Annotated in this window: 16 protein-coding genes; 9 read left to right on the top strand and 7 right to left on the bottom strand. The window is 65.5% G+C overall.

Features of this window, described 5'->3' with window-relative positions; translation table 11 throughout:
• Positions 1-20: 20 nt before the first annotated feature.
• The 5 genes from MRBLMD1_RS07035 to MRBLMD1_RS07015 all read right to left on the bottom strand — a co-directional run bounded on the left by MRBLMD1_RS07035 (position 21) and on the right by MRBLMD1_RS07015 (position 4,791).
• Positions 21-1,142: an NAD(P)/FAD-dependent oxidoreductase gene (locus MRBLMD1_RS07035; RefSeq protein ID WP_364398454.1), complete on the bottom strand. Its 1,122-nt coding sequence runs from the start codon at positions 1,140-1,142 to the stop codon at positions 21-23.
• A gap of 77 nt (positions 1,143-1,219) precedes the next feature.
• Positions 1,220-2,263 (bottom strand): Gfo/Idh/MocA family protein, encoded by a 1,044-nt coding sequence (locus MRBLMD1_RS07030; RefSeq protein WP_364398452.1) that lies wholly within the window; start codon positions 2,261-2,263, stop codon positions 1,220-1,222.
• Positions 2,263-3,045, bottom strand: a complete 783-nt coding sequence (locus MRBLMD1_RS07025; RefSeq protein ID WP_364398450.1) for an amino acid ABC transporter ATP-binding protein — start codon at positions 3,043-3,045, stop codon at positions 2,263-2,265. Before MRBLMD1_RS07025 ends, MRBLMD1_RS07030 begins: the two co-directional genes overlap by 1 nt.
• Positions 3,042-3,830, bottom strand: a complete 789-nt coding sequence (locus MRBLMD1_RS07020) for an amino acid ABC transporter permease (RefSeq protein WP_159634867.1) — start codon at positions 3,828-3,830, stop codon at positions 3,042-3,044. Before MRBLMD1_RS07020 ends, MRBLMD1_RS07025 begins: the two co-directional genes overlap by 4 nt.
• Positions 3,831-3,927: 97 nt before the next feature.
• Positions 3,928-4,791 carry an ABC transporter substrate-binding protein gene (locus tag MRBLMD1_RS07015; RefSeq protein ID WP_364398447.1) on the bottom strand — a complete coding sequence of 288 codons (864 nt, stop codon included), beginning with the start codon at positions 4,789-4,791 and terminating at the stop codon, positions 3,928-3,930.
• 173 nt (positions 4,792-4,964) lie between these two features.
• On the opposite strand from MRBLMD1_RS07015, the gene MRBLMD1_RS07010 reads away from it, so the two are divergent.
• Positions 4,965-6,074: a LacI family DNA-binding transcriptional regulator gene (locus MRBLMD1_RS07010; protein ID WP_364398445.1), complete on the top strand. Its 1,110-nt coding sequence runs from the start codon at positions 4,965-4,967 to the stop codon at positions 6,072-6,074.
• 29 nt (positions 6,075-6,103) lie between these two features.
• On the opposite strand, the gene MRBLMD1_RS07005 is transcribed toward MRBLMD1_RS07010, so the two are convergent.
• Positions 6,104-7,147, bottom strand: a complete 1,044-nt coding sequence (locus MRBLMD1_RS07005; protein ID WP_159634876.1) for a LacI family DNA-binding transcriptional regulator — start codon at positions 7,145-7,147, stop codon at positions 6,104-6,106.
• Positions 7,148-7,382: 235 nt separating this feature from the next.
• Here MRBLMD1_RS07005 and MRBLMD1_RS07000 point away from each other — a divergent pair, with 235 nt between their 5' ends.
• Genes MRBLMD1_RS07000 through MRBLMD1_RS06970 form a run of 7 tightly spaced genes read left to right on the top strand, consistent with a single transcriptional unit; the run spans position 7,383 to position 14,658 of the window.
• Entirely contained in the window at positions 7,383-8,711 is a 1,329-nt protein-coding gene (locus tag MRBLMD1_RS07000; RefSeq protein WP_159634879.1) for an extracellular solute-binding protein, read from the top strand.
• On the top strand, positions 8,708-9,643 hold the full coding sequence (locus MRBLMD1_RS06995; protein WP_364398442.1) for a carbohydrate ABC transporter permease: 936 nt from the start codon (positions 8,708-8,710) through the stop codon (positions 9,641-9,643). Before MRBLMD1_RS07000 ends, MRBLMD1_RS06995 begins: the two co-directional genes overlap by 4 nt.
• A 1-nt stretch (position 9,644) precedes the next feature.
• Positions 9,645-10,550, top strand: coding sequence for a carbohydrate ABC transporter permease (locus MRBLMD1_RS06990; RefSeq protein ID WP_364398440.1), 906 nt, complete (start codon positions 9,645-9,647; stop codon positions 10,548-10,550).
• A 14-nt stretch (positions 10,551-10,564) separates the two neighbouring features.
• Positions 10,565-11,755 (top strand): Gfo/Idh/MocA family protein, encoded by a 1,191-nt coding sequence (locus tag MRBLMD1_RS06985; protein ID WP_364398438.1) that lies wholly within the window; start codon positions 10,565-10,567, stop codon positions 11,753-11,755.
• A gap of 51 nt (positions 11,756-11,806) precedes the next feature.
• Entirely contained in the window at positions 11,807-12,811 is a 1,005-nt protein-coding gene (locus MRBLMD1_RS06980; protein WP_364398436.1) for a sugar phosphate isomerase/epimerase family protein, read from the top strand.
• A gap of 48 nt (positions 12,812-12,859) precedes the next feature.
• Entirely contained in the window at positions 12,860-13,558 is a 699-nt protein-coding gene (locus MRBLMD1_RS06975) for a ThuA domain-containing protein (RefSeq protein WP_275181352.1), read from the top strand.
• The gene (locus MRBLMD1_RS06970; RefSeq protein ID WP_159634897.1) at positions 13,543-14,658 is read left to right on the top strand and encodes a Gfo/Idh/MocA family protein; all 1,116 of its coding nucleotides are present in this window, start codon (positions 13,543-13,545) and stop codon (positions 14,656-14,658) included. Before MRBLMD1_RS06975 ends, MRBLMD1_RS06970 begins: the two co-directional genes overlap by 16 nt.
• A 36-nt stretch (positions 14,659-14,694) precedes the next feature.
• Here MRBLMD1_RS06970 and MRBLMD1_RS06965 read toward each other — a convergent pair whose 3' ends face one another.
• Complete coding sequence (locus MRBLMD1_RS06965) at positions 14,695-15,846, bottom strand: GGDEF domain-containing protein (RefSeq protein ID WP_159635973.1); 1,152 nt, start codon at positions 15,844-15,846, stop codon at positions 14,695-14,697.
• Positions 15,847-15,993: 147 nt separating this feature from the next.
• Here MRBLMD1_RS06965 and MRBLMD1_RS06960 point away from each other — a divergent pair, with 147 nt between their 5' ends.
• Complete coding sequence (locus tag MRBLMD1_RS06960) at positions 15,994-16,230, top strand: zinc-ribbon domain-containing protein (RefSeq protein ID WP_364398433.1); 237 nt, start codon at positions 15,994-15,996, stop codon at positions 16,228-16,230.
• Positions 16,231-16,238: the final 8 nt, after the last annotated feature.

Genomic DNA, 16,238 nt, shown 5'->3' with positions numbered 1-16,238 from the left:
CCCGCTCCTTCGCGCATGACCTAGGAGAACCGCCCCGGCCGGAACGTCGCCAGCATGGGGTGCTTCCGGCCCGTCAGGATTTCACCGGCAAGAAGTTCGCCGGCGATAAGGCCCAGGGTGGCACCGGAGTGCGTGAAGGCAACGAAGCAGCCCGGCACCTGGCCGAGTTCGCCCAGGACGGGTTCGCCGTCACCGGGGATCGGCTTGTAGCCCATCTTCCAGGAGGCCGGCTTGAGTTCCGGATTGCCGGCAACCAGCCTGGAGGCTTCATCAGCCAGTTCCTGCACCACTTCTTCCGGGACGGTGAAGGAACCGTCCGCGTGCTCGGTGATGTGTTCCTCGTACCAGTCGTGGTCCAGCGCGAACGTGCCGCCGGGGTTGGGCCGGAGCGCGGCGCGCGGGGTGTTCATCACGGCGGTGACGTCGTGCTGCACCTGTTTGGTCACCACCAGCATGGACACCGGCGAACCATTGGGGATGTGCACGCCCAGGGGCTGGACGACGGCGGGCGTCGCTGCCCCGCACGCCACCAGGACGGCGTCGGCCGGGTAGGTCCCACCGGACGAGGTCTCCACGCCGGTGGTGCGGCCGCCCTCCACCATGACGGAGGCCTTGCCGGCATTGAGGACCAGTTCGCCGCCACGGGAGTGGAACTCCTCCATCAGGAAGTCGATCAGGTCCGGAAGGCTGACCCAGCCTTCGCCGGGGTTGAAGATGGCGCTGTCCGGTACGGCACTGGAATCGATACCGGGGGTGGCTGTTGCAATCTCTTCCGGAGCCAGCAGTTTGGAGTCGTAACCGATGGACTTCTCGTAAGCGTGCCGCGCCTCGGTCGTTGCAGCCTGCCCGTCCGCGTTCCACATGAGTCCGCCTCCGAACTGGAGCCACTCCCGCTGGGGGTCCGAGGCGAAGAGCGTGCGGTAGCGGTCCACGCCGGCAACCCGCAGCTGGTGGTACGGGGTGGACCGTTCGCCCGCTGAGTTGAGCCAGGACAGGGAACGGCCGCTGGCTTCGCTGGCCAGGCCGCGCTCGGTCAGCAGGATCACGGAGGCGCCTTCGCGGAGCAGGTGCACGGCGGTGGAAACGCCCAGGATTCCGCCGCCGATAATGGCGACGCGCTTGGTGGCTGTGGCAGAGGACATTGGTGTCCCTTTCTGTGGAATTCGTGGTTCTGGGTTGGACGCGAACGGTGCGTCATGGAGAAGAGTTGGGGGGAGCCTCAGGCCAGGGCGTGGATCCCCTCGATGACTTTCAGTACTTCGAGGGGGCCGGCGGGGTCGACGGGCAGCGGCCCCTCCCCGTGCAGGGCTGCGGCCAGTTGCACGTAAAACTGCGGGTAGGCGCCGCGTTCGGCAGGAACGGGGGACGTTGCACCATCGATGCCCAGGAGCCCCCAAGACTCCTGGGGATCGAGGCCATATGCCGGATCCGACGGCGGCATACCCGCTGCGAGCGCAGGTTCCTGGCCGTCAAGACCCCACTTGGTGTACCCGGCCGCGGAGCCGAGGACGTGGAAGCGGGCGCCCGCCTGGGCGGCCATGCCGTTCATCCACAGCCGGGAGCGTACTCCGGAGGCATGCAGCAGTGACACGAAGGCCTCAGTGTCGGCAGCGTCCGGATGTTTCCCGCGGTTGGCCGTCTCGCCGTAGCTCCGTTCCACCGGGCCAAACAACTGGATGGCCTGGTCGATCAGGTGGGCTCCCAGGTCGTGCAGGATGCCGCCGCCCTCGGCAAGGGACACGGTGTCCCGCCAGTTCCCAAACCCTTCCGGCCGCCACCACTCGAACCGTGATTCGAAGCTGCTGACCTGCCCCAGCGCTCCCGAGGCCAGGATCTTCCGGAGGGTAAGGAAGTCTGCATCCCACCGGCGGTTCTGGAACACCGTAAGCCGCACCCCGCCGTCGTCCGCCCTGCTGAGCAGTTCCCCACCCAGGGCGGACGTGGGCACGAACGGCTTGTCCACCACCACGTGCAGGCCATGAGCGATGGCCGTCGCGGCCAGTCCGAAGTGGGTGTGCGGCGGGGTGCCCAGGATGACCAGGTCCAGGTCCGCGGACAGGGCGAAAAGCTCTTCTGGAGTTCCAACGATCCGTGCCCGTGGGTAGAGGCGTGCCGCCTCGGCCGCGCGCCCGGGCCGGGCCGTCAGGATCACGTCGAGCGAGAAATCCGGGTTGGCCGCGATCAGCGGCGCGTGGAAGACCTTTCCGGAGATCCCAAAGCCGACGACGGCGGTCCGGATGGGTGCAGCGGGAACCGTACCCATCAGAGCACCTCGGAAAGGAAGCGCTGGAGGCGTTCGCTGCGGGGGTTGTCGAAGAGTTGGGTGGGAGTGCCTGCTTCGACCACTTCACCTTCGTCCATGAAGACCACCTGGTCGGCAACTTTGCGGGCGAAGCCCATTTCGTGGGTGACCACCAGCATGGTCATGCCGCGGCGGCCCAGGCCCGCCATGAGGTTCAGGACGCCCTTGACCAGCTCAGGGTCCAGGGCGCTGGTTGCTTCGTCGAAGAGCATGACTTCGGGTTCCATGGCCAGGGCGCGGGCAATGGCGACGCGCTGCTGCTGGCCGCCGGAGAGATCGCGGGGGCGGTGGTCGGCGCGTTCGGCGAGGCCTACTTCGGCCAGGCGTTGGCGGGCGCGATCCATGGCCTGGGCCCTGGGCATGCCCTTGACGGCCCAGAGGGCCAGGGCAACGTTTTCTTCCGCGGTGTGGTCGGGGAAGAGGTTGAAGTGCTGGAAGACCATGCCGATGCGGGTGCGCAGGGTGTCCGGGTTGGTGCCCAGGGTGCTGTCGCCGGCGAGCAGCACGTCGCCGCTTTTGGGTTCGTGGAGGCGGTTGATGCCCCGCAGCAGGGTGGATTTGCCGGAGCCGGAGGGGCCGATGATGCAGGTGGTGGTTCCGGGGGCGACCGTGAGGCTGACGTTGCGCAGGACGTCGATGTCGCCGTAGGCCATGGTGACGTTGTGCAGTTCCAGGCTGGAGCCGTGGAAGGTCGGGGCCCCGATGCGGCCTGCTGTGGTGGTGTTTTGTGCGGGGGTGTTCATGTGTTGCTCCCGGTGGTGAGCGGCGAGGCCGCGTCGAGTTCCTTGACTTCCTTCAGCCCGCTGGTGGGTGGCGCGGCCCGGCGGCGTCCGGTGCGGAACTTGTTGTCGAAGTGGTTTACCAGGTGCGTCAGCGGGACGGTGATGACCAGGTAGAACAGGCCTGCCGCGACCAGAGGTGAGAGGTTGCCGGAGAGCACGGCGGCGTCCTGGCCCACGCGGAAGAGTTCGCGTTCGGTGACCAGCAGGCCCAGGAAGTACACCAGGGAGGAGTCCTTGACGATCGCGATGAACTGGTTCACCAGAGCCGGAAGCACCCGGCGTACGCCTTGGGGCACCACCACCAGGGCCATGGACTTGGCGTAGCTCATCCCCAGGGCGCGGCAGGCCTCGCCCTGGCCCTTGTCCACGCTGAGGATGCCGGCGCGGAAGATCTCGCCGATGTAGGCGCTGGCGATCAGGCTCAGTGCGATGATGCCCAGCGGGTAAGGTGACGGCCCGAAGATCGATTGGCTGAGCCGGGCGAAGCCCTGGCCGATCAGCAGGATGGTCAGGATGGCCGGCAGGCCCCGGAAAAGGTCGGTGTAGATCCGGGCCGGAACCCGCAGCCATTTCGAGGGTGAGATGCCCATAACGGCCACCACCATCCCCAGCACCGTGCCAAGGACGGTGGCGGCGATGGAGATGATCAGCGTGTTCAGCAGGCCGACCGCCAACAGTTGGGGCAGGACCTCGGCCATAGCGCCGAAGTCGAAGAAAGTACGGATGATGGTGTTGAACCAGTCCATGGTTGCTCTCAGACGTAGATTGGGTGGAGGTGCCGGGGCGGGCCGCGGCCAGCGGGGCCCGCCCCGGCAGTGAAGCCGGAGGGCTGGTGCGCGCGGGCTACTTGCTGGGCGCGGGTGAGGCGGAGGCGGCCTGTTCGGCCTTGGGCAGGTACTGCTTGGGCATCGGGGAGCCCGGGAACCATTTCTGGTAGAGCTTCTTCCAGGTGCCGTCCTCCATGGCTGCGGCCAAGCCCTTGTTCAGGGCTTCCTTGAAGGCGGTCTTACCCTTGGCGACGGCGAACCCGGCCGGAGCGTCGAAGGACGGGATGTCCGCGGCGCTGACCAGGCCGTGCTGGTCCTCGTAGGCCTTCGCTGCCTCGTAATCCAGGAAGTGGGCGTCCACGCTGCCGCTGTTCACGGCCGCGATGGCGGTGTTGTTGTCCGGGAAGCGGACCAGACTGGCCGAGGTGAAGTTCTTGACGGCGTACGCTTCCTGCAGGGTTCCCTGGACCACGCCCAGGCGCTTGCCGGCCAGGCCCTCAGCGCTTGTGATGCCCGACGTCTTGGTGGTGATCACCGTCAGGTAACCGGCCAGGTAGCCGTCCGAGAAGTCCACGGTTTCCTTCCGCTTGTCCGTGATGCCGATCGCGGCAACACCGGCGTCGAACTGCCCGTTGGCCACTGCGGCCAGGAGGCCGGAGAAGTCCTGTCCGGTGAAGACGACGTTGTCCACACCGGCCCGGTGGGCCACATCCTTGAACAGTTCGACGTCGAAGCCGGTGAAATTACCGGACGCGTCGGCGAAGGTGTACGGCTTGGAGTCGCCCAGGCTGGCCACGCGGATGGTGCCCGGCTGGATCAGTCCGTAAGGGTTGTTCTCCGTGGTGGAAGCGGGGGAGGTGGAGCTGCAGCCGGAGAGCGCCAGGACCGCAGCCAGTGCCGCGGCGGCGATACCGGCCGGGCGGAGGTTCTTTTTCTTCACAGCGTTGTCCAATCGTTGGGAGGGAGGCGGTGCTGTCAGGGCCGCCGAAGAAAGTCGCCGATGCTCTTGTTGAGTCCGGTCTCACACCCTAAGATTGAGACCGGACTCACATCGATGGATAGAAATGTAGCGGAAGTCACAGGGGGCGTCAACAGCCTCTTCGAAAGGTGAAGATGAGCGCTGAAGGAGCACGGCGGCGGGACGTCACCGTTGCGGACGTCGCAAAGGCAGCCCAGGTCTCCAAGGCCCAGGCAGCCCGCGCGTTGGGCAATTACGGCGCCGTCAGCGACGACGTCCGCGAGCGCGTCCTGGCCGCGGCGGAGGCCCTTTCCTACCGGCCCAATGAGCTTGCGCGCAGCATGAATACGGGCAAGTCGCACACCATCGGCGTGGTGGTGGGTGACATCGAAAACCCCCACTTTGGACTGGCAACCCGGGGCATCACGGACACGGCAAAGAAGGCCGGCTACAACGTCATCCTGGTCAATACGGACGAGGACCGCGAGGCGGAAGTGGACGCAGTGCGGGTGCTGCTGGACAAGCGCGTGGACGGGCTGATCGTCGCTCCTGCGTCCTCGGTGGACACCGGACACCTCCAGGAGGTGCACCGGTCAGGCCGGCCCATGGTCTTCATCGACCGCACTGCCGGGGACATGCCGGTTGAGACCATGGCCGTGGACATGGCACGGATTTCGCGCGAGGCTACGCGGTACCTGCTGGATGCGGGCCACCGCCGGATCGCCTTCATTTCCACGTTGAGGACTAATGCCCCGTACACCCCCGGAATGACGCTGGAGTCCTCACAGATTGCCGACCGTATCGAAGGCATGCGGGAGGCCTTCCTGGAATCCGGGCTGGCTTTTCCGGAGGACCTGGTCCGGTTGAACGCGGGCGATGAAGACTCCATCCGCAGCATTACCCGGGAAGTGCTCAGGGGTCCGGACCGGGCCACGGCCGCGGTGGCGTCCGACGGCCTCATCGCCCTCAGCGTTGTGGAAGCGATCCAGGAACTGGGCCTGTCCATTCCAGCGGATGTTTCATTCCTGATGTACGACGACTTTGCGTGGACCAGGCTGACAACCCCGCCCCTCACAGTCATCGCCCAGCCCGTCTACAACATGGGAGTGGCGGCAGCGAAGGCGCTGATCCGGCAAATGGAGGGGCTCCCGCCCGCCGCTCCCGCACAGTTCACGGCAACCCTGGTGCGGCGCGGGTCAGTGGGGCCGCGCCCGGCCACTACCGGGAAACCCGGGCGCGAACAGCTGGCGGGGAAGCCCGCCTGACGCCCCGGGCGCCCCGCCCCCGCACTCACTCAGGCGGCGGGAGGGGCGGTGGACTCGCGGACAATCACGTGGGTGGCCAGCTCCACCCGGTGCGAATCGAGGACCTCACCGCGCGCCTGGCGCAGCAGCGACCTCAGGGCAGCCCGTCCCATCTCCTCAAGGGGCTGGGCCACCGAGCTCAAGGAAGGGACGGACTGCTCGCCCTGGTTGGTGCCGTCGAAACCGATGAGGCTGATGTCCTCGGGAACCCTGATCCCGTGGTGCCGCGCCTCACTCAGGACGCCCAGGGCGATCGCGTCGCTTCCGGCAAAAATGGCGGTGGGAAGTTCATCAAGCTGCAGCAGTGCTTTGAGTCCCCTGACCCCGCTCTCGGTCCGGAACCGGCCCCCGGAGACAATGTACCGGGGGTCCACCGGCACGCCGGCAGCCATCAGGGCGGCCATGTAACCGTGAAGCCGCGCCTGGTTGCATTCAGCTCTCTCGATCCCGCCGATGTAGGCGATGCGGCGGTGCCCCAGCCCCAACAGATGCTCGGTGGCCGCCTTGCCGCCGGCCCAGTTCGTCGCGCCGACGCTGACCACGTCAGCGGAGGGCGGATTGAGCGGGTCGATGACCACCACCGGAATCTGGCGGCGCCGGAACGCATTCAGCTGGGCCTCGCTGAAGGCTGAGGTGACCACGATCATTCCCGCCCTGCCCTCTTCCAGGATGCGCTGGGCGCGGCGTTCGGGGCTGTGCGGCCCAACGGTGGACTGGCCGGTCACACTCACGAGGATTTCGACGTCGGCGCCGGCCGCGAACTGCAGGATGCCGTTCAGGACCTGGATGGTGTAGGCGGAATCAAGGACGTCGATGACCACTTCCACCACGGTGGAACTTTCCGCGGCTGCGCGGCGCTGCACGGGCGATTGGTACCCCGCCTGCTCCAGTACCGCGAGGATCCGCGCCCTGGTTTCGGGAGCTACGTCGTCCCGGCCATTCACCACCTTGGAAACAGTTGGAGCCGAGACCCCTGCCTGCCTGGCAACGGTGGCGAGCGTTGGCTTTGTCCGCTCAGGCAATTTGGTGGTCATTGGTTCGCAATCTTTCGAAGATGGAGAGTGCATTCATTTTGAGGAAGCGGGCTTCGAACGTCAAGCACGGCCCGGTTTCCGGGATCCAGGGAAAAGGATCCTCTACGATCCCTTGACCACGCGGATATTTCGGGCTTTAGTTTACACCGTGACTTATATCACCATTCGAAATGTTTCGAATGAACGTCGGAGCTGATGCCCCGTACCTCGACTGCAAATTCACAATGGAGAAGCAATGAAGCAACCCCAGACGTCCCGGCGCTCTTTCCTCGCCCTCGCTGCCCTTACTCCCTTTGCCGTTGCCGCAACGACTGCCTGCGGAACGTCAGGTCCGGGCGCCTCCAGCGGCGGTGGAGGCGCCAGCATGTGGTACCTGTCCGGTGAACCGAACCAGACCACCATGCAGAAGGCGGTGGATGCATTCAATTCGGCCAACTCCGCTGACAAGATCAACGTCACCTACTTCCAGAACGACGCCTACAAGACCAAGATCAAGACCGCCATCGGCGCCAACCAGGCGCCAACCATCATTTACGGCTGGGGCGGCGGTGGCCTGAAGACGTACGCCGAGGCCAACCAGGTCGAGGACCTGACCAGCTGGTTCGAGCAGAACCCGGACGTGAAGAACAAGTTCTTCCCGTCCTCCTTCGGCGCCGCCACGATCAACGGCAAGATCTACGCACTGCCCAACCAGTACGTGGCCCCGATTGTCCTGTTCTACAACAAGGACCTGTTCCAGAAGGCAGGCGTCCAGCCGCCCAAGACGTGGGAAGACATCATGTCCCTGGTCAAGACTTTCAACGACATGGGCGTGGCTCCCTTCTCCCTGGGCGGCCAGTCCCGCTGGACCTCGATGATGTGGCTTGAGTACCTGCTGGACCGCATTGGCGGCCCGGAAGTCTTCAAGGCGATCTTCGAAGGCAAGCCCAATGCCTGGATGGACCCGGCGGTGATCGAGACCGGCACCAAGGTGCAGGAGCTGGTCTCCGCCGACGGCTTCATCAAGGGCTTCTCCTCCATTACCGCAGACTCGCAGGCAGACCAGGCACTGCTGTTTTCCGGCAAGGCCGCCATGATGCTGCACGGTTCCTGGACCTACGGTGCCATGAAGAAGGCCGGCCAGAACTTCGTCCAGAACGGCAAACTGGGCTTCGTCCCCTTCCCCACCATTGCCGGCGGGAAGGGCGATCCAAAGAACGGCGTGGGAAACCCCGCGGCCTACATGTCCATCTCCTCCAAGGCCAGCGACAAGGAAAAGGAATCCGCCAAGAAGTTCTTCAAGGACGGCATCCTGACCGAGACCGTGATCGACGCCTACATCAACTCCGGCTCGGTGCCCATCGTCAACGGCATCGAAGACAAGCTGAATACGTCCGAGGACAAAGAGTTCCTTAACTTTGTCTACGACATGGCTAAGAACGCCCCGAACTTCCAGCAATCCTGGGACCAGGCGCTGAGCCCCACCGCCGCCGAAGCCCTGCTGAACAACATCGACCAGCTCTTCCTGAAGTCGATTACGCCGCAGCAGTTCGCCGAGAACATGAACGGCACCCTCGGGAAATGAGTAACGCCGTCTCCACCGCCCCGCGGGCCACTGCCAGGATCAAGGAATCCAGGCAGACCGAACAGCGCAAGGCCGCCTTGGCCTGGCTGACACTGCCTGCCCTGTTCTTCTTCCTGGTGTTCGCCGTCATCCCGTTGGCCGGCGTGCTCATCCTCAGCTTCACCAGCTGGGACGGGATCGGTGCCATCGGGGCGGCGGGGCTGGACAACTGGTTCTCCGTGCTGGCAGACCCGGGGCTGTACAACGCCCTGGGCTTGACCTTCCTGATCATGATCGTCTCGTGGCTGGTCCAGACCCCCATCAGCCTCCTGCTGGGGGTCTTCACGGCAGGAAGCCAGCGGTACCGTGCCGCCCTGGCAGTGCTGTACTTCCTGCCCCTGCTGCTGTCCTCGGCCGCCGTCGCCATCGCCTTCAAGGCCCTGCTGGACCCGAACTTCGGCCTGGCAACCGGCCTGGGCCTGCCCTTCCTGGCGCAGGACTGGCTGGGGGTTCCGCACCTTGCCATGGGCCTGGTCATCTTCGTCATCGCCTGGCAGTTCGTGCCGTTCCACACGCTCATCTACCAGGGCGGCGTGCGGCAGATTCCCAAGTCGCTGTATGAAGCGGCCCAGATCGACGGCGCCGGAACCATCAAGCAGTTCTTCCACATCACCCTGCCCCAGTTGAAGTACACCATCATCACCTCCTCCACGCTGATGGTGGTGGGCTCGCTGACCTACTTCGACCTGATCTTCGTCCTCACCGGCGGCGGACCCGGAAACTCCACCCGGATCCTGGCCCTGGATATGTACCTCCGGGGCTTCCGGGCCAACCTCATGGGCCCTGCCAGCGTCATCGCCGTCATTCTCGTCATCATCGGCCTTGCACTTGCCTTGTTCCTCCAGCGCCTTGGAGGCAAGGACAAGCAGGGCAGCCAATTGGAAGGTTTGTAGGGTGAGTACCGTCCTGAAGAGCAACACGCAGGAGGCCCGGACCGGAACCATTGGCGGCCCACCGGCCGCCACAAGGGGGCTCGGTTCCCGGCTGAAGCGGCTGAACATTCCCGGCGGCCTCGGCGGCTGGGTCTGGCTCGCCATCATCATCCTGCCGGTCTATTACGTGGTGATCACCAGCCTGAAAACGCAGGCAGGCTACTTTGGCCAGAATCCGCTGGCACTGCCCGCCTCGCCCACGCTGGAGAACTACCAGATGGTCCTCGAGGCGGATTTCGCAACGTACTTCATGAACAGTGCCATCGTCACGCTCGGTTCCGTGATCCCCACGGTCCTGGTTTCGTTCATGGCCTCCTTCGCCATCGTCCGAGGCAGCGGCCGGTTCCTCAAGCTGGTCAACGGCGTGTTCCTCATGGGACTGGCCATTCCGCTGCAGGCCACGATCATTCCCATCTACCTGATGATCATCCGGCTCAACCTGTATGACAGCCTGCTGGCCCTGATGCTGCCGTCCATCGCCTTCGCCATCCCGCTCACAGTACTGATCCTGTCCAACTTCATCCGCGACGTACCCAACGAACTGTTCGAGTCCATGCGGCTGGACGGCTGCAGCGAATGGCAGACCATGTGGCGCCTGGCGCTTCCCCTGACCCGGCCGGCTATCGTGACCGTTGCCATCTACAACGGCCTGCACGTCTGGAACGGGTTCCTGCTGCCGCTGGTCCTTACCCAGAGCCCCGGCCTGCGCGTCCTGCCCCTGGGCCTGTGGACCTTCCAGGGTGAATTCAGCGTCAACATCCCGGCCGTGCTCGCCTCCGTGGTGCTCAGCACCCTGCCCATCCTGGTGCTGTATGTCATCGGCCGCCGTCAGCTGCTCGCAGGCCTCACCGCCGGCTTCAGCAAGTAAGAAAGGACATCTCCATGACCACCGCACAACCCCTGCGGGTCGGCATGGTGGGCTACGCCTTCATGGGTGCAGCCCACTCCCACGCCTGGCGCACCGCACCCCGGTTTTTCGACCTGCCCCTGCAGCCCCGGCTGACCGCGGTCGCGGGCAGGAATGCCGAGGGAGTCCGTTCCGCGGCAGACAAGCTCGGCTGGAAATCGGTTGAAACGGACTGGCGCCGCCTGATCGAGCGCGACGACATCGACCTCATCGATATCTGCACGCCCGGTGACACGCACGCCGACATCGCCATCGCCGCCTTGGAAGCAGGCAAGCACGTGCTGTGCGAGAAGCCGCTGGCCAACTCCGTCGAGGAAGCCGAACGGATGACGCTCGCCGCGGAGACCGCGGCGAAGAACGGCGTCTTCTCCATGTGCGGCTTCAGCTACCGCCGCACTCCGGCGCTGGCGCTGGCCAAGCGGTTCGTGGAACAGGGCAGGCTGGGCGGCATCCGCCATGTCAGGGCCCAATACCTGCAGGACTGGCTCAGCGATGCCAACGCCCCCATGACCTGGCGGCTGGACAAGAGCAAGTCCGGATCCGGCTCGCTGGGTGACATCGGAGCACACAGCATCGACGCCGCGCAGTGGGTTACGGGCCTGAACATCAGCGGGGTCTCGGCACTGATGGAGACCTTTGTGCAGGAACGCCCGCTGGCCGGCGACCTGGTGGGACTCGGCGGGCACGGCGACCTCAGCAGCGATGCTCCGCGGGGAAAAGTCACGGTTGATGACGCGGCAATCTTCAGCGCAAAGTTCGACGGCGGCACGGCTTCGGGTGCGATCGGCGTCTTTGAAGCCACGCGTTACGCCCTGGGCAGGAAGAACGCCATGCGGCTGGAGGTCAACGGCACCAAGGGTTCCGTTGCCTTCGACTTCGAGGACATGAACGTCCTGTCCTTCTACGACGCCGCCGAATCCCCCGACGCCGGGTTCCGGAAGATCTTCGTCACCGAGCCCGAGCACCCCTACGTCGGCAACTGGTGGCCCACCGGCCACGGCCTGGGGTATGAACACGGCTTCACCCACCAGGTGGTGGACCTCGTCACGGCCATCGGCGAAGCCCGCCAACCGGAACCGTCCTTCGCGGACGCCCTGCAGGTGCAGCGGGTCCTGGCCGCTGTGGAGTCCAGTGCCGCAAATTCCAGCCAGTGGCAAAAAGTCTGAGCAGCGGTTCGGCACGGCAACGACCAGCTTCAAGCGATCCAAGGAATAGACATGACACGACCAATCACGCTGTTTACCGGCCAGTGGGGCGACCTGCCCTTCGAGGAAGTGGCGCGGCTCGCGGGCGAGTGGGGCTTCGACGGACTGGAGATCGCCTGCTGGGGCGACCATCTGGACCCGCGCCGCGCGGCCGAGGATGACAACTACCTCCAGGGCCGGCTGGACATCCTCGAAAAGAACAACCTGAAGGTGTTCGCCATCGCCAACCACCTGACCGGACAGGCGGTGTGTGACGACCCCATCGACGAGCGCCACCAGGGCATCCTGTCCGCGGACATCTGGGGTGACGGGGCGCCCGAAGGCGTACGCCGCCGGGCAGCGGACGCCATGAAGGACACCGCCAGGGCTGCTGCCCGCCTGGGGGTGAAGACTGTCACCGGCTTCACGGGCTCCTCCATCTGGAAGGCGGTGGCCATGTTCCCGCCCGCCTCCCAGGAAATGATCGACGCCGGCTACCAGGACTTCGCGGACCGCTGGAACCCCATCCTCGACGTCTTCGACGAGGTGGGTGTCCGGTTCGCCCTGGAAGTCCACCCGTCCGAAATCGCCTACGATTACTGGACCGCCAAGCGCACCCTTGAGGCGATCGGACACCGGGAGAACTTCGGCCTGAACTTCGACCCCTCCCACTTCATCTGGCAGGACCTGGACCCCGTCATGTTCCTGCAGGACTTCGCGGACAGGATTTTCCACGTCCACGTCAAGGAGTCCATCCGCCAGCTCGACGGCCGCAACGGCCGCCTGGGCTCGCACCTGGCCTGGGCCGATCCCCGGCGCGGCTGGGATTTCGTCACGGCAGGGCACGGGGACGTGCAGTGGAACCGGATCTTCCGGACCCTGAACGCCATCGGCTACGAGGGCCCCACCAGCATCGAGTGGGAGGACGCCGGCATGGACCGGCTTATCGGGGCCCCGCAGGCGCTGGCCATGGTCCAGGACCTGGCCCGGATCGCCCCGCCGGCAGCGGCCTTCGACGCCGCTTTCGCCAGCCGCTGACCCCACGCCTTGCCGGCAAAAGCCGGCAGCCAACCAAAGGAAACCCCAATGACAGAACGCAAGAACGCCCTGGTGGTCCGCGGCGGCTGGGACGGCCACCAGCCCTACGAGGCCACAGAGCTCTTCATCCCCTACCTCAAGGACAACGGCTACGACGTCCGGGTGGAGGAATCCCCGAAGGTCTACGCCGATGCCGCCTACATGGCAGGGGTGGACCTCATCATGCAGTGCATGACCATGACCACCATCGAAAAGGACGAATTCGCCGGACTGCGGGCAGCCGTGGAGAACGGCACCGGCCTGGCCGGCTGGCACGGCGGGATCGCCGATTCCTACCGGAACACCTCCGACTACCTGCACCTGATCGGCGGCCAGTTCGCCTGCCACCCCGGCAAGCACCCGGATGAGTGCATCGGTGAGCAGTCGGACAACTATGTGCCCTACACCGTCAACATGCTGCCGGCCGCCGCCGACCACCCCATCACCAAGGGCATCAAGGACTTCGACCTGATCACCGAACAGTACTGGGTGCTGTCGGACGACTACATCGACGTCCTGGCCACCACCACCCAAAAAGTCCGCGAGTGGGACCCCTGGAACCGCGAAGTGACATCCCCCGCCATCTGGACCCGCCAGTGGGGCAAAGGCCGGATCTTCGTGTCCACCCCCGGGCACCGCGTGGAAATCCTCCAGGACCGGAACGTACGCACCATCATCGAAAGGGGCCTGCTGTGGGCAAGCCGTTGAAAGTCGGAATCGTTGGCTGCGGAGCCATCATCGCGCAGTACCTCGCCAACTTCCGCCGGCTGGACCAGATCCAGCTGGTGGCCGTGGCGGACCTGGATCCGGCACGTGCGCAGGCCGTGGCGGATGACTACGACGGCGTCCGCGCCGTCTCCGTGGACGAACTGCTCTCCGCAGAAGACGTGGACCTGGTCCTGAACCTGACCATCCCCGCCGCCCACGCAGAGGTGGCACTGAAGGCGATCGCCGCAGGAAAAAGCGTTTACGGCGAAAAACCCCTGGCTGCCACCACCGAAGAAGCACGCCGGGTGCTGGACGCGGCGCGGGAGGCAGGTGTCGTCGTCGGCTGTGCACCGGACACCGTGCTGGGCACCGGGATCCAGACCGCCCGGAAAGCCATCGATGACGGACTGATCGGCGCACCCATCGCGGCGTCCGCCACCATGGTGACGCCGGGCCACGAGCGCTGGCACCCCAACCCTGACTTCTACTACCAGCCCGGCGGCGGCCCCCTCCTGGACATGGGCCCCTACTACGTCACGGCACTCGTGACGCTGCTGGGCCCTGTGGTGTCGGTGATCGGTGCGGCCAGCCACACGCGGAATGAGCGGACCATCGGCTCGGGGCCGCGCCAGGGCGGGAAGGTCCCCGTGAACATCGATTCCCACGTCACCGGCGTCCTGGTCCACGCATCCGGCGCGCTCTCGACGCTCTTCATGAGCTTTGATGCCGTGAAGTCCAAATCCCCCAACATCGAGATCCACGGCGAGCGCGGCTCCCTGGTGGTACCGGACCCCAACCACTTCGACGGCGACGTCCAGCTGTTTTCCCTGGGCGCCGAGGACTGGGAAACCCTTCCCGTGTCCGCCGGCTACGTGGATTCCGGCCGCGGGTTCGGCATCGCGGACCTGGCCGCCACCCCGCAGGGAATGGAGCCCAGGGCCGGCGGAGCCTTGGCCTACCACGCCCTGGAGGTCATGGAATCCGTCCTGGAGTCCGCACACAAGGGCACGGCGGTGGCCATCGAGAGCACCGTTGAGCGGCCTGGCAGCGTGGAGCTGACGGTCCTGGCTGAGCAGGCAGACGCGCTCCAGTCCAAGTAGGCAGGTGTCCGGAACCGCGCCGCAGAAGCAGGGGGGCTAGTGCAGCCGATCGCTGCGGGCGGCGCGGTTCCTGCCCAGGGACTTGGCCCTGTACAAAGCCGCGTCCGCCGAGGCGACCAGGTCATCGGCATCGAAAGTTCCGGCGTCGTACGTGGAAATCCCGTAACTCGCGGTGGGCATCTCCATGCCATCCGGTGCTTTGGCGCCGGCCAGGCGCCTGCTGATTTCCTCCGCGATCGTCTCTGCCCGTTCCGCGCTTGCCCCCGGAACCAGGATGACGAACTCTTCCCCGCCATACCGCCCGATCAGGTCGGTGGATCGGACAGTTGCCACGCAGGCGTCGGCGAAGGCCTGAAGCGCCAGGTCCCCGGCGGCATGGCCGTAGGTGTCGTTGACCGCTTTGAAGTGGTCCAGGTCGGCAAGGATCAAGGCTCCCGAGCCGCCCGTGATGCTGCGGTCGGCAAGCTGTTCCGCAGCAAGGTCCATGAAGGCCTTGCGGTTCAATAGCCCCGTGAGGTCGTCCCGGGTGGCGACCACGCGCAGGGCACGCGTCTGCTGTTCACTGCTCAACGCCGCCATGCTGAAGGAAACCACCACCAGCAACACCATGGTGACCAGCGTGGTGATGGCCGAGCCAAAGACATTAACGAACACCGGGCCATCCGGGCCCTCCACGAGGAACGCCAGCCAGCGGAAGAAGTAAAAAACGGAAAGTCCGCCCGCAGCCACCGCCATGGGGATGCGGACCCGCGAATAACCCGGCTCAAGGCGCCACAGTTCACGGGACGCAAGCCCAACAGTCAAGCTCATCGCGGCGAGGAACACGGGACCGCCGGACCAGGTGTTGGTGGCGGGATGGTCGAGCAGGGAGGCAACGAGCGTGGCCAGCGGAATGCCCGTGAAGGCCCACTTGGGCGGCCGCACTGTCCGCAGCGAACGCGCCCCTGCCCACACCGCGACGCCGCCGTGGACCAGCAGGGTGTTCCCGGCCGGGTTGGCCCACCACTGGTTGGGCGTGCCATCGAGGAGGAAACAGGCCGATCCCGACAGGAAGAACAGCAGGGCGCCGCACCACCAGGCGCTGTACGGCGATCGCGTCACCCGGTAGGCGGAAAAGTAGAACAGAACCACCAGCACCAGGGCCATCAGGCCAAAAGCGATGCGCAGGGTTGCCGTATCCAGAACCATGTGCCAGACGTCCCCCCAAATGCGGCGATTGCTGCTCACGCAAGTATTGCATTTAACACAGACACTGCAGAAGCTCCCGTACCCCTGACGGACACCTTCGAAACCCGCCTAGGGTGGTGGTTAGCAACCGGACCACGAAAGGCCGCCATGCTTCTTCTCTTTGGGTTCAAGACCGTGCACAAGGCCCTGCCGGGACGGACCGCTACCTGCCCGCACTGCGGCGCCTTCATCCACCACCTCCTTGAGGAGCAGGCCACCAGGTTCGCGCTGTTCTTCATCCCGGTGCTTACCTTGTCCCGGAAATACCGGATCACCTGCACCAACTGCGGCTATGTCTCATCCATCAGCGCCCGCCAGAAGCGTGCGCTGGAACTGCGGCGGTAGGGCGCCGG

It is taken from the genome of Pseudarthrobacter sp. LMD1-1-1.1 (genome assembly GCF_040676255.1).
In the GTDB taxonomy this organism is placed as follows: domain Bacteria; phylum Actinomycetota; class Actinomycetes; order Actinomycetales; family Micrococcaceae; genus Arthrobacter.
This window is presented reverse-complemented; position numbering and strand designations above follow the sequence as displayed.